Origin of the sequence: Heliobacterium mobile, from assembly GCF_009720735.1 — a bacterium.
Classification (GTDB): Bacteria; Bacillota; Desulfitobacteriia; order Heliobacteriales; family Heliobacteriaceae; genus Heliobacterium; species Heliobacterium mobile.
This window is the reverse complement of record NZ_WNKU01000014.1, coordinates 60,223-83,046: the sequence shown is the minus strand read 5'-3', so window position 1 is coordinate 83,046 and position 22,824 is coordinate 60,223. Positions and strand designations below refer to the sequence as shown.

General features: G+C 48.1%; 22 protein-coding genes. 9 read left to right on the top strand and 13 right to left on the bottom strand.

The annotated features are described in order from the left end of the window. Positions 1–162: 162 nt before the first annotated feature. The gene (locus tag GJ688_RS12425) at positions 163–309 is read right to left on the bottom strand and encodes a DUF1540 domain-containing protein (RefSeq protein ID WP_155476864.1); all 147 of its coding nucleotides are present in this window, start codon (positions 307–309) and stop codon (positions 163–165) included. Positions 310–819: 510 nt separating this feature from the next. Continuing rightward, positions 820–2,607, bottom strand: coding sequence for a PAS domain-containing sensor histidine kinase (locus tag GJ688_RS12420; RefSeq protein WP_170291939.1), 1,788 nt, complete (start codon positions 2,605–2,607; stop codon positions 820–822). A 236-nt stretch (positions 2,608–2,843) separates the two neighbouring features. Between GJ688_RS12420 and GJ688_RS12415 the strand changes: the two genes are divergently transcribed. Next, positions 2,844–3,053: a hypothetical protein gene (locus tag GJ688_RS12415; protein ID WP_155476862.1), complete on the top strand. Its 210-nt coding sequence runs from the start codon at positions 2,844–2,846 to the stop codon at positions 3,051–3,053. 209 nt (positions 3,054–3,262) lie between these two features. Here the strand turns inward: GJ688_RS12415 and GJ688_RS21360 are convergent, their stop codons facing one another. The 4 genes from GJ688_RS21360 to GJ688_RS12400 form a co-directional block, all read right to left on the bottom strand. Next, positions 3,263–3,490, bottom strand: coding sequence for a LexA family protein (locus GJ688_RS21360; protein ID WP_328597365.1), 228 nt, complete (start codon positions 3,488–3,490; stop codon positions 3,263–3,265). A 45-nt stretch (positions 3,491–3,535) separates the two neighbouring features. Continuing rightward, positions 3,536–3,775 carry a type I restriction-modification enzyme R subunit C-terminal domain-containing protein gene (locus GJ688_RS12410; RefSeq protein ID WP_155476861.1) on the bottom strand — a complete coding sequence of 80 codons (240 nt, stop codon included), beginning with the start codon at positions 3,773–3,775 and terminating at the stop codon, positions 3,536–3,538. 16 nt (positions 3,776–3,791) lie between these two features. Beyond that, positions 3,792–4,313: a DUF2867 domain-containing protein gene (locus tag GJ688_RS12405; RefSeq protein WP_155476860.1), complete on the bottom strand. Its 522-nt coding sequence runs from the start codon at positions 4,311–4,313 to the stop codon at positions 3,792–3,794. Between the two features lie 94 nt (positions 4,314–4,407). Then, positions 4,408–4,629 carry an indolepyruvate ferredoxin oxidoreductase subunit alpha gene (locus GJ688_RS12400; RefSeq protein ID WP_155476859.1) on the bottom strand — a complete coding sequence of 74 codons (222 nt, stop codon included), beginning with the start codon at positions 4,627–4,629 and terminating at the stop codon, positions 4,408–4,410. Positions 4,630–4,910: 281 nt separating this feature from the next. Here GJ688_RS12400 and GJ688_RS12395 point away from each other — a divergent pair, with 281 nt between their 5' ends. The 5 genes from GJ688_RS12395 (at position 4,911) to GJ688_RS12375 (ending at position 9,557) form a co-directional block, all read left to right on the top strand. Beyond that, on the top strand, positions 4,911–5,642 hold the full coding sequence (locus tag GJ688_RS12395) for a SagB/ThcOx family dehydrogenase (RefSeq protein WP_235910951.1): 732 nt from the start codon (positions 4,911–4,913) through the stop codon (positions 5,640–5,642). Positions 5,643–5,753: 111 nt separating this feature from the next. Further along, entirely contained in the window at positions 5,754–6,572 is an 819-nt protein-coding gene (locus tag GJ688_RS12390) for an electron transfer flavoprotein subunit beta/FixA family protein (RefSeq protein ID WP_170291938.1), read from the top strand. A gap of 64 nt (positions 6,573–6,636) precedes the next feature. Beyond that, complete coding sequence (locus GJ688_RS12385) at positions 6,637–7,809, top strand: electron transfer flavoprotein subunit alpha/FixB family protein (RefSeq protein WP_235910950.1); 1,173 nt, start codon at positions 6,637–6,639, stop codon at positions 7,807–7,809. 19 nt (positions 7,810–7,828) lie between these two features. Further along, positions 7,829–9,190, top strand: a complete 1,362-nt coding sequence (locus GJ688_RS12380; RefSeq protein ID WP_155476858.1) for an FAD-dependent oxidoreductase — start codon at positions 7,829–7,831, stop codon at positions 9,188–9,190. Between the two features lie 82 nt (positions 9,191–9,272). Next, positions 9,273–9,557 carry a ferredoxin family protein gene (locus tag GJ688_RS12375; RefSeq protein ID WP_155476857.1) on the top strand — a complete coding sequence of 95 codons (285 nt, stop codon included), beginning with the start codon at positions 9,273–9,275 and terminating at the stop codon, positions 9,555–9,557. 128 nt (positions 9,558–9,685) lie between these two features. Here the strand turns inward: GJ688_RS12375 and GJ688_RS12370 are convergent, their stop codons facing one another. Next, entirely contained in the window at positions 9,686–10,141 is a 456-nt protein-coding gene (locus GJ688_RS12370) for a chemotaxis protein CheW (RefSeq protein WP_155476856.1), read from the bottom strand. A 34-nt stretch (positions 10,142–10,175) separates the two neighbouring features. After that, entirely contained in the window at positions 10,176–11,222 is a 1,047-nt protein-coding gene (locus GJ688_RS12365; protein ID WP_170291937.1) for a PocR ligand-binding domain-containing protein, read from the bottom strand. Between the two features lie 337 nt (positions 11,223–11,559). Between GJ688_RS12365 and GJ688_RS12360 the strand changes: the two genes are divergently transcribed. Genes GJ688_RS12360 through GJ688_RS12350 form a run of 3 tightly spaced genes read left to right on the top strand, consistent with a single transcriptional unit; the run spans position 11,560 to position 16,478 of the window. Next, positions 11,560–12,099: a PadR family transcriptional regulator gene (locus GJ688_RS12360; RefSeq protein WP_155476855.1), complete on the top strand. Its 540-nt coding sequence runs from the start codon at positions 11,560–11,562 to the stop codon at positions 12,097–12,099. An 18-nt stretch (positions 12,100–12,117) separates the two neighbouring features. Beyond that, complete coding sequence (locus GJ688_RS12355; RefSeq protein ID WP_155476854.1) at positions 12,118–13,386, top strand: efflux RND transporter periplasmic adaptor subunit; 1,269 nt, start codon at positions 12,118–12,120, stop codon at positions 13,384–13,386. Further along, positions 13,383–16,478, top strand: a complete 3,096-nt coding sequence (locus GJ688_RS12350; RefSeq protein WP_155476853.1) for an efflux RND transporter permease subunit — start codon at positions 13,383–13,385, stop codon at positions 16,476–16,478. The genes GJ688_RS12355 and GJ688_RS12350 overlap by 4 nt, the downstream gene beginning before the upstream one ends. A 101-nt stretch (positions 16,479–16,579) precedes the next feature. On the opposite strand, the gene GJ688_RS12345 is transcribed toward GJ688_RS12350, so the two are convergent. From GJ688_RS12345 to GJ688_RS12325, 5 genes are all read right to left on the bottom strand, one after another. Next, positions 16,580–17,029 (bottom strand): hypothetical protein, encoded by a 450-nt coding sequence (locus GJ688_RS12345; RefSeq protein ID WP_155476852.1) that lies wholly within the window; start codon positions 17,027–17,029, stop codon positions 16,580–16,582. 97 nt (positions 17,030–17,126) lie between these two features. Then, a complete protein-coding gene (locus tag GJ688_RS12340; RefSeq protein WP_155476851.1) occupies positions 17,127–17,831 on the bottom strand; it encodes a nitrite reductase in 705 nt (234 codons plus the stop codon). Between the two features lie 252 nt (positions 17,832–18,083). Then, complete coding sequence (pepF, locus tag GJ688_RS12335) at positions 18,084–19,892, bottom strand: oligoendopeptidase F (RefSeq protein ID WP_155476850.1); 1,809 nt, start codon at positions 19,890–19,892, stop codon at positions 18,084–18,086. Positions 19,893–20,062: 170 nt separating this feature from the next. Then, positions 20,063–21,694: a putative manganese-dependent inorganic diphosphatase gene (locus GJ688_RS12330; RefSeq protein ID WP_155476849.1), complete on the bottom strand. Its 1,632-nt coding sequence runs from the start codon at positions 21,692–21,694 to the stop codon at positions 20,063–20,065. A gap of 22 nt (positions 21,695–21,716) precedes the next feature. Beyond that, positions 21,717–22,760 carry a cation diffusion facilitator family transporter gene (locus GJ688_RS12325; protein WP_170291936.1) on the bottom strand — a complete coding sequence of 348 codons (1,044 nt, stop codon included), beginning with the start codon at positions 22,758–22,760 and terminating at the stop codon, positions 21,717–21,719. Positions 22,761–22,824: the final 64 nt, after the last annotated feature.

The window sequence follows — 22,824 nt, the reverse complement described above, 5'->3', positions numbered from 1 at the left end:
CGTCGACTAAAGTCACAATATGTCGAATGTATGAATAGGTAAATAATAATGTTTGAATACGATTCTCTTTTTTAGTCACCCTTAAAATATTTATTTGATTCGCTCTTTCATTAACATCACAATAGCAAAAAAATAAGGCAGGGTTAAGCCCTGCCTAGGAAATTATCGAGATTTGAAGGTTTCACAAGCGGTCTCATCAGTTGTTTTAGGTCTTTGTGTACCCCTAGATTTAACGTTAATCGCGCTCGCTTTACACATTTTAGAAGCGTTATGGACACATTCTTCCACTTGGCAATGAATCTCACCCATTTTAATCACCTCCAGTGTTAATATGGGTGGAATCATTCCCTCCTATTCAGATAGAACTTTTCCATTAATAAGCACTTTTTAATGTTTCCTTTTACGAAGGCTTTTTAAGCCACCGTTTAGCCTGCTTCACTCCTTAAGAGCGCTAAATTGAAAAGGTACCCGAGGCGAAATTTATGGCGGTTTCCATTTCTTTCCTTGACGCATAGGTTATATTGAGCCACAAACCACAACGGTTTTGGCGTTCAATTTCAGTGGCATAAGGGGGGGAAATGAAATGGCTCGTATAACTCCTCGGGTACGTGTTCCTCGCGGATTCTGCATCTGCTTCCGGGTAACTCGAAATAATCGTTTGGTTACTACAGGACTATTTCGTTGTAGACGGCTTCCTTAATAACCAATATGGATGACCTTCAGGGCTGCTGAATTGACAGCAGCCCCTCTTCATTTTACCTTCATTTCGAGAAACACTGAATTGAATTAATTTACTGACCATCTCTGTATTGTCAATGCTCAATTCACGATGGGGAACTTGACAAAAAAAGTCGTACCCTCTGGGCTTGTGTCCACCTCGATTTTCGCGTTATGCCGTTCCGCTATACTGTAACATACAGCCAAACCAAGACCAGTACCATCTGCTCGACTGGTGACAAATGGCGTACCTAGTTTGGAAAGAATCTCGGGAGCGATGCCGGCTCCCTGATCCACTACGGCTAGCACAACATGTTCGCCCTTTGTGAATGTTTTGATGGTCAGAATTTTGCCTAGTTTCATCGCTTCAATACCATTTCGTACTAAGTTTAAGATTAATTGCTTCAGTTCTTTCTCATCACCAAAAATGCTCGTTGAATTGTCTAATTCTAACTTTACATCTTTCTCCTCGAGAAACGCTTTTGACTGTATCAAAGGAAAGAGATGCGTAACGATATCGTCAATGAGCAGTGATTTTAAGTTATCTGATTTACTTTTTGAAAGGGACAAAAATTCAGTGATGATATAGTTTGCTCTATCTAACTCAGCAATCATCAAGTCAAAATATTCTCGTTCTGTCTGATACTTGTTTTCGAGTAACTGTAAGAACCCCCTCACCGTTTGCAAAGGATTACGAATCTCATGGCCTAAACCTGCAGCGAGTTGCCCAATTAAATTCATCCGCTCCAGCCGCAATAATTCCGTTTCCAATTTGTAATAATCTGTTATGTCAACAAAGTTAGCTAGAAAGCACTTCTTCCTTTTTACATCGATCGTTACGCCTGAAAACAAACAGATGATTTCCTTTCCCTGCTTGCTTCGCAAAAGGACCCTTTCGTTACTTATATGTCCACTTTTATTGATTTTATCAGTTACTTCTTCATATTCCTTTGGGTTTACATATAGGTTCAATTCTAATGGTGTACGTCCTTTAAACTCCTCCTGTGTATACCCTAAGAGCTCTATCCATTTTTGATTTACATCCATAAATCTCCGCTCAGGCATTTCCGCTAAGGATACCATCGTGGGACTGAAATGAAAAGCCTTAATAAAACTCTCTTCAGATTGGCGTAACTGCTCTGTTAACTTAATATGTTCTGTAACATCTTGCGAAAATACAGTCAGTCCGATATTAGAAGGAACCAGATGCATTTCATACCACTTATCTCGATAAGTTGATTTCCGAATGAACTTCGTCGGTTTTTGTTCTCTAATCGTTTCCTCAACTTTCGAATAAACGTCTGGATACACATTTACTGGAAAGACGTCCAGTAAGGAAAGCCCGATTAAATCGTTCTTCGATTTATAACGATGCGGAAAATATTTATCTACAAAATTTTGATTAACATACTCAAAACGCCATTTTTCATCGATGGAATAGTATGTCTCCGATATTCCTTCAAGTATTTGTTTTGTTTTTTCCAAAGAGCCTTTCAGTTTTTGTTCTAATAGAACCTTTTCTGTAACGTCTCTTCCTACGGCAAAAACTCGGTTTTCGCTCACAAAAGGGATACTATTCCATTCAACCCACTTATAGCTTCCGTCTTTGCACAGTATACGGTTCGAACTATAAATTTGTTTGGATTGATCTATGTTCGATTCAATAATAGCGATTGCTTTATCTTTATCATCCGGGTGAATAAAATCTTTCCCGTTTTTACCGATAACTTCTTCCAGGCTATATCCAAAAATTCTTTCGACGGAAGGATTGATCGTAATAATCATCCACTCAAAATCAAAAACAATAAATATGTCTAAAGAAAGATTCAGAAAACGTTCAAGTTCGGACATTTTCATCGATTTAAGGAGTTGGTTATCTTTTTTCCCCAAGTTACGCATCCCCTAAAATGCGATTTTTGTAACCATTATCCAATGGATTTCCATACTAAGCAAGAAAAACTTTATCCATGACAAATGGCTTTTGTTGTTTTCGGCAGTTTCTCGGTTCTACCTTATCGATGAAAGATCAACTTGAACCGAGGAGATCGCATATCGGTCGATATGCAGCCGGGCAATAACCGGACTTCTTAAAAATGGTATCACTCGGTACTTTCTTGAGTACGATAGTGAGAACTAAAGATTGTCCGGTGGAGGTGGGGGAACTGGCGACTGAACGTCTTCTCAATATGTTTTATCAAGCAATCTCTAAAGCTCAACTAGGTTGTAATGATTACGAGGATTACGCCGTAGCACTGGGTAAAGAGCTTGTTAGATTGGGAGTAGAAGAAGATATTGTTCGGATTTGGGCATTGAAGGAAAAACGTAACATAGGATAATTTTCGAGTTGATCTCTTCTCATTAAAAAAGCTCGCTATAATCGGCGAGCTTCTATTATTTCTATAACATTTGTTTTCCTTAGTTCTTGAACCTAGATGAAACTGACCAATGTATCGGCCCGCATATCCACCTGCAGACGTTAGCATTCCTGTACCTCATGGAATTTGAATCGTAATGAAGGAACGATCTTCATTGTTCACTTCTTATATCAAAATTGTTTCAATTTAATACTCCTCTTCACCACTGCACAGGCCACCCCGAGTATCCTCGCCTGGTCACTATTTATCTGTATAGGCTCATATTTCTCATTTTCCGGCATCAGCAGGATCGCATGACCCATTTTTATAAACCGTTTCAGCTCTTGAATGAACCGCTGCCTCACTTTTTCTTCGTTCGAGTAAAAAACAGCCCGACAAATCCGGGCTGTTTTCTCCATTCTTATGAACCAAAATTGAAGTACGCACCCTTTTTACTTTATCGATTAGCTTATCACTTTCGTCGCATTTTCCTTTACTTCATTAATGATATTCACCAGTTTCTTCTGCTTATCGGCATCGAACAGTTTGATGAAACTTTGCGGTTTATCAAAGGGCGGCCTCGTAAGTTCGGCCACGTTCTCTACATAATCATTCTGTTCGATGTAATCAATCACTTTATTGACAAAAACAATCTGGTTGGCATTGAGATGCTGCTCCTTGATGAATAGCGAGAGGGCCTTCATGTTATCATTTCTAGGCTCAGAAATTCCTCACAGCGCTCCTCAACATCGCCGGAACCATCAACCGGTGAAAAGGCCTGACTGGCAGAAAGTAGGCTCGGCCTGCCCAACCGTGAAATTGAACAACCGTAGCCACCACCGCATAGTGTACGCCGTCTTGCTCTTCGATAAAAAAGGAGAGCCGAAAGTCCAGATGCCGATTATCTTCCCCGAGCAGGAGCTCATTTGTCCTGCGTTCATAAACCCGAAAAAAGCTGGCGCTCGAACCCGGTTCAAAGGAGAAATCGACGGGAGTGTTTGCCGCGGCGTTATCAGGTACTTTTATGCCGAATAATTTCACTATCCGGTTGCGCAAAAGGGTAAGTTTCGTCACCCAAGAAGGGGCCGATGTAAACAATATACGAACAAAAGCGATGATATCCAGTTCAAGCTCCTGGGGCCAACGGATTCGATAAGCATCACCATAATCGACTCGACGTAAGGCTTGAGCAATCAGTGCCTGTGGGGGAACTGGAATTTCTTCTACCTTCGTTTCATTCATCCTTGTGACACACCCTTGAACACAGATATCCCTATGGTTCTTAACCCGATTACCAGGCTGGCGCCGACAAAATTATGACGCTCCAATCTTTCGCTTAAAAGTTTTCTACAATCGCTGATTTCGGGCAAACTTCTGAGCATACACCGCAAGCAATACATTCATCGGTGATGATATAGTGAGTACGTCCCTTTTCGATGGCCTCGACATAGCAAGCTTCCAGACAGTTACCGCAGTTAATACATGCATCGTTGATTCTGTAATAGGCAATTTGGGTATCCTCTGTTTCCCTGGACGAATTAGTTGTTTCACTTTCCATATGTAATCCATCTCCTTACGGAAAAATAAAGTCGACCTGGAAAGATAGGTTTGCAATCGCTTCTACGGTTTTTCGATATCAGGCGCGAAATATCCTTTATAAGGGAAGGATCTCATTAGATCTATAACATCGTTGTTCGATTGATCTCTTTCTGTTCAGAGATAATAATTTGAGAAATAGGATCACTCCCTGTACCCAAAATAGAATTCACTCCGGAACAGGTAGTCTCTCCAGAATAGATCCGCTTCTAAAAAGCTCTGCTCAATAAGGAGGTACGTGCTTTGGAAACCCATCTGGGCTACGAATATCAGACAGCGACCAAATACCAACGGGATGCTATGCCTTCCCGTCGACTGGACATGTCGACCATACCCGATAGTTATAAGGAACATGACGGTCCCCATATTCCCCTGCCTAAACCAAATATGCAAGGAGGCTTATCTCTTTGGGATGCCTTAGCCCGACGCAAGTCAGGTAGACGCTTTTCGGAGGCACCATTAAGCTTGGAGATTCTTGGCCAGTTACTCTGGGGTACTTATGGGGCGACAAGAGTTGCTCGTGAAGAATCCTTCTTTTTCCGCACGGCCCCTTCTGCAGGCGGCCTTTTTCCGGTGGAAATGTATGTCTCCGTCCACCGCGTCTCTAGCATTGAGCCGGGCTTATACCACTACAGTGTACCGCGCCATGGCCTTACTCTGCTCAAAGAAGGCGACTTTGGGAAAGAATTAGCAGCGGCGTCCCTAGGTCAAGGGATGCTGCAAAAATCAGCCGTCAATCTGATCTGGACGGCTGTTCTGCCGCGGACCTTCTGGAAATACGGCGAACGAGGCATCCGATATATCTATATGGACGCAGGGCATGTGGGCCAAAATACGTACTTGGCAGCGACCGCTCTCGGTCTTGGTTGCTGCACGATAGGCGCATTTTTTGACGAAGAAGTGAACCAGCTTTTGGGCGTTGACGGTACGTCGGAGACGACCATTTATATGGCTTCTGTCGGGAAATCCTACTAAATCGCCAGTATACAAAAGCCAGCCCCCAACGACGGGAAAGCTGGCTTTACGTGATAGTTTGTATTTTTGAGCGATAATGTTGGCACATTAGGCTCAACTGGAGGTGCTTTCGTGAACATCGCCGTCTGTTTAAAACAAGTCCCCGACACCAGTGAGGTGCGCATCAATCCCAAGACAAATACGCTCATGCGGGAAGGGATTCCGTCCATCATTAATCCTTATGATGTGCATGCCCTGGAAGAAGCGTTGACAATCCGGGACAGACTAGGCGGTCGAGTGACGGTGTTGACTATGGGGCCTCCACAAGCGACCGATTCTCTACGAAAAGCGATTTCCTACGGCGCCGACCATGCCATATTGCTTACCGATCGCGCCTTCGCTGGCAGCGACACCTTAGCCACCAGTTACATCCTGGCAGGCGCATTAGGACGGTTGATGGACCGGGAGCCCCTGGATCTCATCTTTTGTGGAAAACAAGCCATCGACGGAGATACAGCGCAGGTGGGGCCGGGGATCGCCAGTCGTTTGGGCTGGCCACTTCTCACCTATGTAACTAAGATCGACGGAATCGATCCTACGAATCAAGTTTTTCAGGTGCAACGTAAAATCGAAGTGGGCCGGGAAGTGGTCCGCTGCCGATTGCCCGCCTTGGTGACGGTGGTAAAAGAGATCAACGAAATCCGTTACGCACCGCTTCCCGACTTAATCCGAGCCGCTCATTATCCTGTAGAAGTCTGGACGAATGCCGATCTAGGCTTGGATGCTTCCCAGTTGGGCCTTAAAGGTTCACCGACTTGGGTCAATAAGATCTCTACGCCTCCCATGCGGGAAAAGGGAGAAGTCCTGGCTGGCAGCGATGTGGCTCCCGCCGAAACAGCCCGTATCCTTGCAGACAAGCTGATTCCCCATATCGTCGTACCGAATCGATAAAGATAAGCATAGGTGCTACGCACCGATTGGGCAATCATAGGTTTAGTTCATCGGGGGATGAATATTGACAGCAAAGAAAAAGAAGTCACCAAAGGCACCGCCATCAGCGTTCACCGAAAAAACTGTTCCACCTATCACCGATAATCCAGAAAGATCAGATACTAAAGCTCACGAACAGATCCCGCTTGAGTCGATCGAAGCACCCAAAAACCTCCCAGCCCATGGCATTTGGGTCTATATCGAACAACTGCAAGGCGAAGTCGCCCCCGTTTCATGGGAACTCATGGGGGTCGGGCGACAACTGGCCGATAAGCTAAACTGTCCTCTATCGGGCGTTCTCCTCGGTCATGACATTCAACCCCTGACCGAGCTAGCCTTCCAATACGGCGCCGATACCCTCTATGCCATCGACGACCCTATGCTTAAACCCTACACGAACGAGTGCCATAGCATTGCCCTGGTCCAATTATGCCAAGCTCACCATCCGGAAATCCTGCTCATCGGAGCCACCACAACCGGCCGGGATCTCTCCGGTTCTGTGGCTACAGCTCTGCGGACCGGTCTGACAGCGGACTGCACCCAGTTGGATGTAGACGTAGACAACCGCAAACTCCTGCAGACTCGACCGGCCTTCGGCGGAAATATCCTGGCAACGATCTTATGCCGTGATCGCTGGCCTCAGATGGCGACGGTTCGACCGCGCGTTTTTTCGAAGCCGGAAAAGCAGCCGGAGCGCAGTGGAGCCGTCGTATGGAGCGACTTGGGCCTCGATCCGTCGAAGACAGTCATGGAAGTGGTCGAACGCATCCTCGATGAGCGAACTGAAGGCTACCTTGATGAGGCCGATATCATCGTCGCCGGCGGCCGGGGACTAGGCAGCAAGGATAATTTTAAGCTCGTAGAAAAACTCGCCCAGGCGATTGGCGGTATGATCGGAGCCAGCCGCCCTGCTGTCGAATCGGGTTGGGCACCCTACTCTCATCAGGTTGGACAAACAGGCCTCACAGTCCGTCCCAAGCTTTACATCGCCGCCGGGATTTCGGGAGCCATTCAGCATCTGGTCGGCATGCAGAACTCCGACGTCATCGTGGCCATCAACAAAGACCCCGATGCGCCCATTTTTCGTGTCGCCACCTATGGCATCGTCGGTGATGCTGCAACCCTCCTGCCCGCTATCACGCAGGAACTGGGAGCACGCATGCACGGCGCCCCTTTGGGCACCGAACGCCAGCTATAAGAACCGGGAGGAATCGTTCATGACGGTTCAAGAGCCGACTCAACAACAACTGAATCAGGAACGCTGGCGAGATGTCCCTTTGGAATTCGAAGCGATCGTTGTTGGGGCAGGACCCGCCGGGTTAGCCGCGGCGTATACCTTGGCCAAAGGCGGCGTTAAAACCCTGCTCATCGAACGGGGAGATTTTCCCGGCAGCAAAAACGTCATGGGCGGCATTCTCTACAGCTATCCCACCCATCAAATCATTCCGGATTTTTGGAAAGAAGCCCCCTTAGAGCGGCCCATCGTGGAACAACGGGCTTGGTTGCTGGCCGAAGAATCAGTCGTCTCCATCGGCTTTAAAGACCCTGGTTTTTACGAAGAACCCTACAACAACTTTAGCGTCTTCCGCTCCCGTTTTGACCGTTGGATGGCGAATAAAGTCGTCGAAGCCGGAGCGACCTTAATCACGGAAACAGTGGTCACCGACTTTTTATTTGACGAAAGAGCAGACCGGCGAAGAGTTGCCGGGGTCGTCACGAACCGGGAACAGGGAGAGATCCGCGCCCAGGTGGTCTTAATTTGCGAGGGCGCCAACAGCATTCTGACCCAGCGCCTTGGACTGCAAGAAGATCTATCCCCCGGTGACTTGGCCGTGGGAGTGAAGGAAGTCATCGCCTTACCCAAAGGTGCGATTGAAGACCGCTTCAACGTGGAAAAAGGACAAGGGGCAACCATCGAGCTGATCGGTGAGTCGACACAGGGCATGTTCGGCATGGGATGGATCTACACCAACAAAGATACCTTGTCCATCGGTGTAGGTGTCATGATCAATCAGTTGTCCCGATCGGGCATGAATCCAAACACGGTTTTAGAAAAAATGAAACAACACCCCGCCGTTCGCCCCTTGCTGGCCGGTGGCGAGACCAAGGAGTATCTCGCCAAAATCATTCCCGAAGGCGGCTACCATCAGGTGCCCAAGCTCTATGCTCACGGGGTCCTGATCTGCGGCGATGCCGCCATGCTGGTTAACGGTGTACACCGGGAAGGTTCCAACTTAGCGATGACCTCTGGCAAGTTGGCTGCTGAAACCGTCATCGAAGCGAAAAAAAAGGGCGACTTCTCCTCAGTCACCTTAAAAGCCTACCATGATCGACTCCAAGACAGTTTCATTCTGAAAGACTTGAAGAAGTACGAAAACGCCTCTGCTTTATTACAGTCTAATCCTCATTTCTTTACCCTATATCCGAAGCTCGCCCGGTACTCGGCAAGAGAACTTTTCACCGTCGATAACGTACCAAAGAAGGATAAACAGAAAAAAATCTGGCACGAGGTTACTTCTCGACGGGGAATATGGAATATCGCCGGTGACATGTACCGATTATGGCGAACCCTGGGTTAAAGAACAAATGAGAGGCAACGCTCCATTTAAGTTCCGAATTCATTCGTAACCATAACGATCTTGATTGAGGTACACAAATACGATGCAGACCTTAGAAGACAAGCTCTTTCTCGTTCGCTTTCAACCGGATGATCACAGCCACATCCATATAAATAACAAAGAGCTATGCCAGCATGATTGTCCCGACAAGCCCTGCACTTATATCTGCCCGGCGAAAGTCTATGAGTGGAACGAGGAAGTTAAGGCGATCAACGTAGGCTATGAAGGTTGCCTGGAGTGCGGCACCTGTCGCTATGGCTGCCCACGCGATAACATTCACTGGGTCAACCCACGAGGTGGCTTTGGAGTGATGTACAAGTTTGGATGATCAATCTCTGTTCATATATGCAAAAGTCTACACACAGCCGAACGGTACTTCGACTGAAAATTAGGTTTTGGCTTAGACAAAAGCCCACTGCGTAAAGTTAACGCAGCGGGCTTTTGTGTTCGTGGTCGTCAAATAGCCTGGGATTGTCTGATCTCGTTATCCGTTAATACTTTGATTAGATCAAGTATCACTACCATTTTGTCATCTGCTTTTCCAATTCCTTTTATGTATTTGTCACAATTATTACGTATGCTATTGGGTACGGGCTCAATCTCCTCGTCCTTAAGCTTAAATATGTCAGTAACCTCATCAACGATAAAGCCGACGATGGTCCCGTTATGATGTAGAACAATAATCTTACTATCTTCATCGATACTTTCGTGATCATACTGAAACTTCTTTTTTAAATTAAATAGGGGAATTGCTTTTCCTCGTAAATTGATAAAGCCTTCTAAGCCTCTGGTTGCGTTCGGAATTTTAACGATATTGTAATTTTTGAATTTTACAATTCCATTAACCATCGTAATATCTATCGCATATTCTTCTCCACATAATTCAAAAGTAACTAACTGAACAATTGCCATATCCTTTCACCCCTTCTCCTACATCTATATTGCATCATTTAGAAGCCAGATTTTCCAAAGTATCAGAAAGTCCTGCGATATCTTGAAGACTGGCACTCACCTCTTCAATTGCTGCGGCTTGTTGTTGGGTCGCAGTGGTCGTCGAATCTCCCATCTTGACGGTATGGGCCACAGAATTTTTAATTTCTTGGGTAAATTCTTTAATCTTGTTTACTGTTTGTTTTGAATCACTTGAAAGCTTACGAATCTCTTGGGCAACGACGCCAAAACCAAGACCTGCTTCTCCTGCTTTCGCTGCTTCAATAGCAGCATTTAAACCTAAGAGTCTCGTTTCATCGGCGATTTCTTTAATGAAATCGATAACATCATTAATTTTTCCCGTCAAAGTGCTTACGTTTTGGATTTCTTTGTTGAGTTTGATTTGATTCTCGTTCACTTCGTTAGCGGAGGCAGCCATTTGCTCCGTGGTAGCTGACATCTGTGTAATATTCTCATTGAGGATCTTCGCTATTCCACCGAGCTTATGCTGGTCGTACCAGGCTCTTGTGATGTTATTGGCCACAGTCCATAATACATTCGCCGCTGCTTCGATTCTTTCCATCTCCAATGTTTTTACGTCTTTAACAGCACCTATGTACTCTTGAGAATTGACACCTATTTCCTTGGCGATTCTATCATACTTATCCAATTCTGGCGTATGGCTTAAAATCTGTCCGCCGAGGATCGTACCAATTTGCCTTCCTTCCAGCATAATCGGAACCGCAAAATCGATTAATCCTGCATGACATTCGTAGATATAAGGTTTTCCTGTTCTCGCTGCCTCTTCTCCCCCTTTTCGGTGAGATTCGGCACACCGTTTATCACCTATCTCTGTGGAATGAGTAAAATCCATACAAAACTTAGTGTATCTGCTCGGATTTGTCACAGGCTTACCATCCAAATCTACAGTAACGCTAGCTAAACCGAGTCCAACGGCGAAATCATCCTGAAATTTCTGTAAAAACTCGATATCAATCACATCAACCAGCTTTACCTTACTTAAATCGAGAAGATCCTCTGCTCCATATTTTGTTACATTCATTTCGATACCCCTCTCAAGTTTAATATTTCTGATAAAAGCAAGATTGTGCAAGAAACCACATGTAGTATGTTCTATAGTTCGACAATTTATGTTATATTCCTTTCTGATGTATAAATACTTTATGTATACCTGACTCATCCACACCATTATATGTAAGTATTCATAGAGGGCCAATCGTTCAACAGGCAAGGTGGAACGATTGGCCCTTTTCTTTAAAAATGTCCTACTGCAAATACCTCTTGACCAAAGATACCCCCAAGTCTATATTAACAATGTGAATATAAACATTGGGAATACTCGCGCGTTCATCTATCATCGCTATTAAGGAGGTTAGTCCTTGAAAGGTCAAGATGTGATCCTTGGCGTTCTCTTGGAAGCCCCCATGTCCGGTTATGACATCAAGCATCACTTTGAGAAGCACTTTCCCGATATGTTCGTGGCTTCCTTTGGCACGATTTATCCCACATTAAACCGCATGGAGAAAGAAGGTTTGATCGAGAAAGAAATCATCCTCCAAGAGGGGAAACCAAATAAGAACATCTACCATATCACCGAAATGGGAAAAGAAGCCTTTCATGCCTACATACAGAGTCCCATTGAACCGAAAACCATAAAATATGATTTTATGATGCGGCTGGTCTTCGGCAAACACGTCTCTCAACAGCAAATCCTGGAATGGCTTAATCAAGAATTGAACCAATTAAAAGAAGACTTGCTAAAGCTGAAAATCCAACAAGAAGACTCTTGTGACTGTTACTGTGCCTGTCAAAAGCTTGCTCTCCGATTCGGGATAGCGATTCAACAAGCCGGCGTTACTGAACTGGAGAACATCATTGCGGAATTCGAATGCTCCAGTCAAAACGAAAAGACATTTTAATCCTAGGAAGGAGACATCATGGCGAATCATCATACGCTCCGAACAGCCGCCCTCATCCTATCTGTATCAATGCTGTTGACAGCCTGCGGGAAAGACCAGACTTCCGAAAACAGCGCCCGCAGTGTCGAAGTGATTATGGCGGCGATGAACACACAGCATCTAAACAGTGAATTTTCCGGAACGCTGCAGGGCCTTGAAGAAGCCACATTGTCCTTTGAGGTAGGCGGTCGCATTGCCTCCACCCTGGTCAAAGAAGGTGACAGCCTTTCCGCAGGAACCGTTCTGGCTCAGATCGATCCTTCCGACTACGCCTTAGACTTAGACGCTGCCGCAGCTGCGGCGGCCCAATCCAGCGCTAACTTGCGACAAGTCGAAAACGGAGCGACGAGCTATGAAATCAATCAGGCTCAAGCCACCATGGAAAAAGCCCGGGCCAACTTAGATCGAATCAAAACTGATTTTGATCGTTACAAGGTCCTCTACGAGAGCGGTGCCCTATCGAAAAAGGAATTTGAGAGTGCCCAAACCCAGTTGACTGTCGCTGAAAACGATTTTTCTTATGCCGAACAAGTCTATCAGAACGTCCTCCATGGCGCTCGTGACGAAGTGAGGGACCAAACCCAAGCTGTCTATGAGCAATCCCTCTCTCGTCAGAAAAAGGCTGCTTTGACCTTAGACAAGACGCGATTAAAAGCCCCTTTCTCCGGGACGGTCATCGCCAAACTGACCAACGCCGGTCAACTGGTCAATGCGGGAGCAGCCATCTACAGGATCGCCTCCATCGATACCTTAAAAGTGGTCATCCCCGTTCCTGATCGGGAAATCGCCAATTGGCAAAAGGGAGATACCGTCACCGTTAACCTGTACGGTCAAAAACGAGACGGCCAAATCAAGTACATATACCCCGCCGCCAGTCAAAGCACAGGGACTGTAGGCGTCGAAATCTGGTTGGATAATCCAAACCACGATTGGTTATCCGGTCAGGTCGTCCGCGTCTACCATAAGGCCAAAGAAAAAGAAGCCCTTTGGGCTCCCGTTCGTTCCGTCGTTCGTCGCGGTGCAGAGAAACCCTATCTTTTTGTCCTCCAAGAAGGCCGCGCGGTCAAACGTTTTGTCGATATCGGTGACCTGATCAACGACCAGTTGGAGATCAAGTCAGGGCTCCAACCGGGTGAACAGATCATCACCAGCAGCGTTGAGCGTCTTTTTGATGGCGATGCCGTCACCCCGCTCGATCAACCTTCCTCCAAGTCTGCCCCCTCCACCAGCGGAGGCCAAGAAGGATGATCGAATACGTCGTAAAGAAACGCAAAATCACCTTACTTTTTTTCGTCATGATCACCCTGCTCGGGCTCTTTAGCTTTTGGGGATTGCCGAAGCAAGAACAGCCCGATATCGTGGTCCGTACAGCTTCCGTCACGACCATCTATCCAGGAGCTATGCCCTCCAAAGTGGAGCAGGCAGTCACCCGGAAGATTGAGGAGCAAATCAAAGAGATCCACGGATTGAAATCGATCACCTCCACATCCAGCCTAGGCGTCTCTTCCATCATCGTGGAATGTAAAGATGACGTAGAGCCGGAAGGTCGCTGGGAAGAACTGCGGAAAAAAGTGAAAGATGCCGAGAAAGATTTACCTGAAGACTGTAAGCAACCGGTCGTCAACGATGACCTGAACCGTACCTTTATCATAACCTTCAATATCTCTGCCGACCGGCACGAAGACCTCTATTCCCTGCGCGAGATGATCCAAAACTGGAAAGACCAACTCCGGACGATACCGAACGTGTCCAATGTGACTGTCACCGGGTTGCCTGATGAGGAAGTTCGGGTGACTGTGGACAGCCAAAAACTGCGCAATTTCGGCTTGTCCTGGGGACAGGTTTTAAACGCGGTCAAGCAATTAAACGAAAAGGCCCCCCTCGGCGATATTCAAGGGGACGAACGAACCTATGAATTATCCTTGCGGGAGGTCAATGATGTAGCCGAGTTTGGCCGCTCCCTTATCGCACGAACTTCAGAAGGGACTCCCGTCTACTTAAATGACCTCGGTAAGGTGGAACTGACGACCAAACCGGTTGAAGTATACGCCTATCACAATGGTCGCCCCGCTATCAGTATCAGCGTCAGTCCGGAAACCGGCAGCGACATCCCTTCGGTGCAAAAAAATATCGACAAGACGATGGCTTATCTGAAAACGACCTTGCCCAACTGGTCCACCATCGATCTGGTCTATGAGCAAAACGAGCGCATCGACGAACTTTTTTCCGACCTCACCCGGGAAACGTTGATCGCCATCGCCGCCGTCGTTCTCGTCTGCACATTAGGCTTAAACCTGACCACTTCCTTCGTGGTGATGATGGCGCTACCGATCTCTCTCGCCGTCGGTCTGATCCCCTTGAGCAGCTTCGGCGTGACCTTGAATCAAATCTCCGTCATCGCTTTGATCATCGTTCTCGGTATTCTCGTCGATGACGCTGTCGTCGTCAACGACAACATCGAGCGCCGTCTCACCGTCCTCGGCGAAACGCCGACGGAAGCCGCCGTTCGAGGCAGCAAAGAAGTCGCCGTTTCGATCTTAACGGCCACCTTAGCCACGATCTGCGCCTTCGCTCCACTGGCTTTACTCGATGGAAATGTCGGTTCCTTCATCAAGCCCATCCCCATCATCATCACTTTATCCATGCTGGCTTCCATGGTCATGTCCCTATCGGTCATCCCCATCTTTCGGGAATGGCGGGAAAGCCGTCGTCAAAGCAGCCATGCTCCCAAAAGCGACTCTGAAGAGGACTTCTATCGGAAACCCGCTGGTTTACTGGGACCGCAAATCCAGCGGTTGACTGCCTATTATGCAGGCACGCTGATGCCGAAAATGCTTCAGCATCCACTGCGTACCGGCTTGATCGGTGTCGGCATCGCCCTCATCGGTTATGCCTTGATCCCCCTGACGCCGATCCAACTGTTCCCTACGGCAGACCGAGCAGAAATGCTCGTCAATGTGCGCACACCTGTCGGCACGAGCATTAGGGAAACAGCCCATACCGTCAACGAAGTATGCAAATGGCTCAATGAACAGCCTGGAGTGACCATGACAGCAGGTTATGCTGGGCAGTTCGCCCCGAAAATGTTTAGCGGCGATACGGGCTTAGGATCGGCCGACAATATCGGCCAAATCGTCGTCAAAGTCGATAAGAAGAAATTGCCTACAGAGAAAGCCATCGCCTTATGGGATAAAGAATTGGCCCAACATTTTCCCCAAGCGACGATCATTCCCAAAGAGCTGCAAGGCGGACCCCCGGTGGGAAGTCCGATCGTCGTCCGTATCTTCGGGAGCAACGTAGAAAAACTGCGCAGCCTCTCCCAGCAAGTCCAGGACATCGTCAAAGATATGCCGGGCACCTTTGACATTAATGACTCCTTTGGGGTAGACAAGTACGCCCTCAACATTCAAGTTCGTAAAGACATGATGGACGCGCTGCAGGTAAACGAGGCCGATTTATCTCGAACGATTCGCCTCGTCAGCGAAGGCTTATCGATCAGCAAGTATGATACAGGCCGCGATCTGATCGATATCACCCTATACAGCGAGGCTCAACAGGTAGATCCCTTGACGGCTATTCATCGCCTAACCGTCCCAAACTCCCGTGGCGAACAGATCCCCCTCTATCAATTAGCTGATGTCAAACCTGCCTTTTCCATCTCTTCGATTTCTCACCGCGATCTCTCCCGCGTCGTTACTATCTCATCGGACTTAAAAGGGCGAACAGCTACAGAGGCGATCAAGGAATTGAAGCCAAAGCTGGAGGGCCTTCGCCTACCCGATGGATACCGCTATGAGATCGGCGGAGAGACTTCCGATCAAAGCGATGTCTTCGTCGATATGGGCAGGCTGTCGATCGTCGTAGTCTTCCTGATCATCATTTTGATCGCCATGCAGTTCTATTCCCTCTCAATTCCCTTCTTGGTCTTGAGCACCATCTTCCTCGCTTTTGCCGGCAGTCTGATCGGACTCTTCATCACCCGGACACCGCTCGGGTTCATGACCATGATGGGCGCCATCTGCCTAGCCGGTATCGTCGTCCGAAACGGTATCATCCTCGTCGAGTTTATCGAAGAAGCCCGTCACGGCGGACAAGAACTGATCCCGGCAGTCATCTCGGCGGGCGAAGCGCGACTGCGGCCTATTTTGCTCACCTCCGGAACGGCCATCGCCGGCTTGCTCCCTCTTGCTGTATCGGGCGACGTACTCTTTCAGCCCATGGCCGTGACGATCATCTCAGGCCTGTTCTTTTCGACGATGCTCACCTTGGTTATCGTCCCTTGTTTCTACACAGTTTTGGCTGCAATCAAAAAGAATCGGTTAGGCAAAGTCTCCTCCTAGTCATTTCTTTTATCAATGAAAAAACCTACTGCCCTCAAAAAATGGCAGTAGGTTTTTTATACCTCAGAAAAAAAAAGCTCCCTTAAGAGTTCCTTTATGGGTTATTTGGTTTTCTTTCGGTTCAGATATTTTGCTTTCAAGCTATCCCCCACGCGGCCGTTCGCTTTCTGAGCCTCCAGCAGATATAAGGTGACGCTTCCCTGGTAAGGCAGCTTATCGCCAAACAAGGCATATTCCATGCACGTCCGGATCAGGTTGATTGTACAATCGTCATCATGGTTATCTCGGCAGTCCTTGCATTGCTGCAGCACCATGGCCAACGTCTCGATCATGTCGTCTTCGGAATATGTTTTTAAATCGTGGTTGGGGATCATGGCCATACCCTGGCGAATCGTCGTCACTTTCTTCGTCAAGACATAGCTGGCTACTTTTTTGGCAAAAAAAATCAGACATTTATTCTTTTCACAGTTTGAACATACTTCTCCATCTAAACAAAGGTTATTTAGCTTTTCATGGATCTCCTGCAAATTGATTTCGTTCTCCGCTATCATCTCCAAATCGCTCCTCACTTCGATTCATGAACGAGCAGACTATTCGAACCGAAGACAGTATCCCTTTCAGAAAAAACCAGAAAGATCATTTCAAGAATTAGCTGTTCAGAAAATCGGCAAATTCATCTTCTTCGGCCATTACCGGCAACTTCTCCGCCGGCAAAATGAAGGGATCCAGGCCCACCCTATGCATGGTATTGCATAGGCGTTCATGCTCTTCGGCTAGTTTCCGGTATGTATCCAGCACATGGTCTAAGACGACAAAAAGTGCTTCCTTCGGGATATTGGCGTAGGCTTTTTGTCCGTGTTGGGGACGACGGCTGCCGCCGCGACCGCCCAAAAATACGTCGACGGTCTTCGGCCCCGTAGCGATGACGCCGAAATCGGCGCAATGAGGATCGGTGCATCCCCGATGGCAACCGGCCACACTGATTTTGAAATCATGGGGCGTCGGTTGGTTTATATACCGCTGTTGAATTTCTACGGCTAGTTCGAAGACGTTGCCTAGACTGCGATGACAAAGTTCGCCATTACCTGGGCAACCTTTCACGTTCCGCACCACATCTCCAAAAACACCGACATCCAGACCCAGACCTCGTATCCCGGCAACAAAACGGTCAAAAGCTTCCTCTGGGATCAAGACGACCATCGTTTGCCGGGTCGTCAGCTTGCTCCCTAAGGCACCCACCTCAGGAAGCAATTTTCCCAATCCGCAAAGTTGCTCTGGCGTGATAAACCCGCAAGGCGTCACGATCCCGACGCCTAACACACCATTTCGTTGCTTAAATATGGCCTTTCCCACAGTTGGAACTCCTTTCTATGCCTAAAATCAATCTCTCTTTCTCTATAAAAACACTATCTATTTCTTCTACATATATGTTGTTTATCCTCTTTTTTTGACTTTTCCGAACAGTTGATTTGAATAAAAAACCCAGAACTGTTTGCGATCAGTTCCGGGTACATTTGAAGCAGGTGCCATCGGGCTTACGATTCTAGGTTCTATTTGTAGTTGGCCTGTTTCGTTTTGTTCATCAGTGCTCACTTTGGACCTTTTTTACCCTGCGGTCAACGTCTCCATCTCATCTAAAAGTTTGTTAAATACGGTCAGCGCTTGCTCAATCGGCTGGGGCGAAGTCATGTCGACACCGGCTTTTTTAAGCAGTTCTAAAGGATAGTCGGAACCGCCGCTTTTTAGGAACGTTAGGTAGCGGTCGACAGCTGGCTGACCTTCTGACTGGATTTTCTGGACCAGGGCTGTAGCCGCCGAAAAACCGGTGGCGTATTTGTAGACGTAGAAATTGTTGTAGAAATGGGGGATCCTGGCCCATTCGATATCGATGTCTTCGTCGACAATCATGTCAGGGCCGTAATAGTCCACATTCAGTTTATGGTAGATTTCTTTCAGCGCCTGTAGGGTCAACGCTTCTCCCGCCTCGATTTTCCCATGGATGGCCTTTTCAAACTCGGCAAACATGGTCTGGCGGAAGACGGTGCCCCGGAATTGCTCCAGGTAGTGGTTGATAAGATACATGCGTTTTGCCCGGTCTTGTTCTTTATCAAGCAGGTAGTTGGTGAGCAGCGTCTCGTTAACGGTAGAGGCTACTTCTGCTACAAAAATGGTGTACTGGGAGTAGATGTAAGGCTGTTCTTTATGGGAGTAATAGGAATGCATCGCATGGCCCATCTCATGGGCCAGAGTGAATACGTCGTTGAGTTGGTCTTGATAGTTGAGGAGCACATAAGGGTGTGTACCGAAGGGTCCCCAAGAATAGGCGCCGCTCGTTTTACCCTTGTTTTCATATACGTCTATCCAGCCCTGCTGGAATCCATCGGCCAGTACCCGTTCATAATCGGCCCCGAGCGGAGCCAAGGCTTTCTTGACCATTTCCACCGAATCTGCATAGGGGACTTTCCACTCCACATCCCTGACCATCGGGGCGTATATGTCGTACATGTGCAACTGGTCTAAGTCGAGGAGTTTTTTCCGTAGTCGTACATAGCGGTGCATAGCGCTGTTTTGCGCCCGGACGGTGCGAATGAGGTTGTCATAGACTTGTACAGGCACGTTATCGCCGAAAAGAGACCCTTCCAAAGCCGAAGGGAACTTACGCACTCGGGCGAAAAAGATGTCTCGCTTGACGACAGAGTTCAAAGTTGATGCGAGCGTGTTCTCCAGCTTTTTATAGGAACTATAAAGGCCATGAAAGGTATCTTTCCGCACCCGGCGATCGCGACTCTCCATGAGGCGGGAAAAGCGGCCGTGGGTGATCTCGATCTCTTTGCCCTCTTCGTCTTTGATCGTCGGAAAGGTCAAGTCGGCATTGTTGAGCATCGTAAAAATTTGCCCGGGAGCTTGGGATATCTCACCAGCTTGGGCTAAGATGATTTCTTCCCCTTCTGAAAGTACATGAGCTTTCTGCCGTTTCAGGTCGTCCAAGAAGAAACGGTACACGTTCAGACCCTGCTCTTCCTGCTGAAAGCGCTTCAGCACCTCTTCAGGGATCGCCAAGATCTCCGGCGTCAGAAAGGACGTGGCACTTGCTATCTGCGTGTTCAAGGCAACAGCCCGATCGGTCAAAGCTTGATAGGTCGCGTTCGTGTTGTCTTCATCCCGTCGCATGCGCGCATAGGTAAAGAGCTTCTCCATGATTTGCCCGATCTGGTCTTGCAGTTGCAAGGCTTTGAACAGATTAAGGGCCTTTTCCTGCAGCTTTCCCTTTAACCCGCTTAACTGTTCCACTAGTTTCGGTGCTTCCTGGTAGTCTTTTTCCCAATCGCCGTCACTCCTGTAGATGTCTTCCAGCTTCCATTTGAACTGGTCTGGAACTTGCTGGCGAGTCGGCAAGGCTTTTTCCTTTTCCATCGATTCACTCTCCACCTATTTAGTATCTTTTCAATTTATTATGACTGACTCACGAAAACATATCCACGAAAAGCAAGAAATAGAAAAGCGGGCTGGTTTTAACCAGGCCGCTTTTCCCTATGTCGAGATTTCGCTTTTTCTTAACGATGAGGTCTATACTCTGTTAGGTTTTATGTACCCAGGTAGGACGACAGCGGCGGGACAACTTGTTTTTTCCGGGAAAGGACACCCGGTAGGTGAGCCACACCGTCTTTTACGGCGACATTAAAGGCTTTCTCGATCGGTTCAGTCTTTTCACCGGACAGGAGCAACAGCGTTCCCTCTTTGATGATGTCCGTGAGCATCAGCAACACCAGGTCGAGGTTTTTGCTCTGCCGGATCGTATCCAGTGCTTCCATGAGAGTCTCTTGCATGCGGGCAATCCCAGCTTGATCCATCGTCTCCACTTGACCGATCCCCAGATGCATGGCGCCCAGGTGGAATTCCTTAAAGTCCTGGTAAATGATCTCTTCGGGCGTGCGGCCTTCTAAGGAGGAGCCTGCCGTAAACATCTTCAACCCGTACTCTTCGATGTCAATGCCGGCGATCTTGGCCAGCTTTTCGGCGGCTTTCTTATCTCGATCCGTGCAGGTGGGACTTTTGAACAGGACCGTATCGGACAGAATCGCCGATAACATCAGTCCCGCGATCTCTCTCGGTGGTTCGATTTCGTTTTCTTCAAACATGGAGAAGATGATCGTGCTCGTGCACCCGACAGGCTCGCCGCGGAAGTAGATCGGTTCACCAGTCTGAACGTCCCCGACACGGTGATGGTCGATCACTTCGAGCACCTGAGCTTGGTCGATCCCGGCTACGGCTTGGCTCTTTTCATTGTGATCGACTAAAATGATCTTTTTGCGCTGCGCCGCCAGCAGGTGATACCGGGAGATGACGCCCAGAAGGCGGTTTTCGTCGTCTACGACGGGATAATTACGAAAGCGTGTTTCCAGCATGACCTTGCGGGTTTCATCGACAAAGTCATCCGGTTGGAAGGTGACCATTTCCTGATGCATGATCGAATAGACGGGGGCACTGAGGCCGAGGAGCCGGCCCGTGTTATAAGTATCGTAAGGCACCGACAGGACAGGAACATCTTTTTGACGGGCTTTTTTCTCCACCCGCTCAGTGATGGCGAAACCGCCCGTGACAATCAGGCAGCCTGCCCCTGCCTCTAGGGCAGCCAGTTGGGAGCCTTCCCGGTCACCGATGATAACTACGTCACCTTCGCTGATCCGTTGCACCATGGTCTCTTCATGCATGGCACCGATGATCGCTTTGCCGCGGAGAACCGTCTCCGGAGGCGCCGCGACTAAAAAGCGGCCGCCCATGGTCCGCAGGACTCCCCCGAGGGTCAGTCCCATTTTTTCTAAGTTATTCAATTCGTCCAGGTTTAGATAGAGTTGGGCGATATCGCCTACAGAGATAATCCCCTGGAGCCGGTTGTTCTCATCGACGACTGGCAGGGACTTCGTGTTCTTGTTCCGGGACAGGATGCCCACTTCTCGAATCGGTGTGTCCTTGCAGATCGATACGGGAGCTTGCCCGTTGAGCAAATCGGACACACGGGCGCGCACGTCTGTGATCAGTTGCGGTGCATCCACCTTAAAATAGTCCAGCACGAATTGAGTCTCTGGTTTTACTTTACCGCAGCGGGCCGGTATGTACTCACGACCAGTCAGTTGCCTTTTTAAAAAGGCATAGCTGATCGCCGAACAGATCGAATCCGTGTCCGGATTGCGATGTCCGATGACGAAAACTGCCATGGATTGAATCGTCCTCCCTATGTCATTTGCGTGTTCTGTTTCCCGTCTTGACTAGTCGGTCGGCCACTTTCTTTCTTTTCAGCCGGACATAGTCCCGGGAGCCCCAGCGGCTCAACTCGTCATCCTCATGGATGCTCAGGGTGACATTGTGTATATTGGGATAAATCACCTTTAATCGGCGCTGGATTTCTTCTTTTACGTCTTCCGCTTGTCCGACCGACCACGTCTCCGGCAGTTCGATGGTCCCGTCTACATCTAAGAAGGATCCTTCCCGGACCACATCCAGTTCGTACAAGTCTTCTACTCCCTGTACGTCCATGATGGTTTCGGCGATTTCATCGACCACTTCCTCTGGAGCCGTGTATCCGATCAGTCCTTTCACATTTTCCCAAGCTACATTGACGGCAATGGCCAACAACAAGAGCCCAATGACCAGACCGGCCAAACCGTCTCCCCAGGAAGCAATACCTACGAAGGAGGCCGTGATCCCTGCGAGGGCGATGAAAATGGCCGTCGTGGCCAGCAAGTCTTCAAAGAAGACTAAACGGGTCTCTGGCGAGGCCAGTTGATATTTGTTCATGGCGACTTTAACCAGATCGAAACCTTTGGCTTCCACATCGGCCTCACGGGCAATGTCTTTCATCGCTTGGTATAAGACATAGCCATCGACGAGAAATCCGCTGATCAGTGTGGCCACGCTCCAGAGGTAGGCGGATAGATCGTTTATCCCATGGGGGTGAAAGATCGCCCCATAGCCAGCCTTGATCGCTTTCCAGGAGTTAAAGGCCATGAAGATGGCCACGAACAGAACGATTAAGTTGGACAATCGCCCAAAGCCGTTGGGGAAAGACGGTGTCGGCTTGCGGGATGCGAAGATGGAACCAGTAAAAACGGCCGCCTGAGCACAACCGTCGTTAAAGCTGTGTACCGCTTCCGCCTGCATTGCCGTCGATCCGGACATTTGAAAGGCGAAGTACTTGACAGCCGCAAGAAAGTAATTCCCCATGGCGCTCTGCAAAGCCGTATAGTTTGCCTGTTTTAAAAGGGTAATTACTCGTCTGGGCACGAAGGCTTTCTCCTTATACCGTCGATTGTTGCCGAAGGATCGTCAAAGGTATTTTAACGTATTC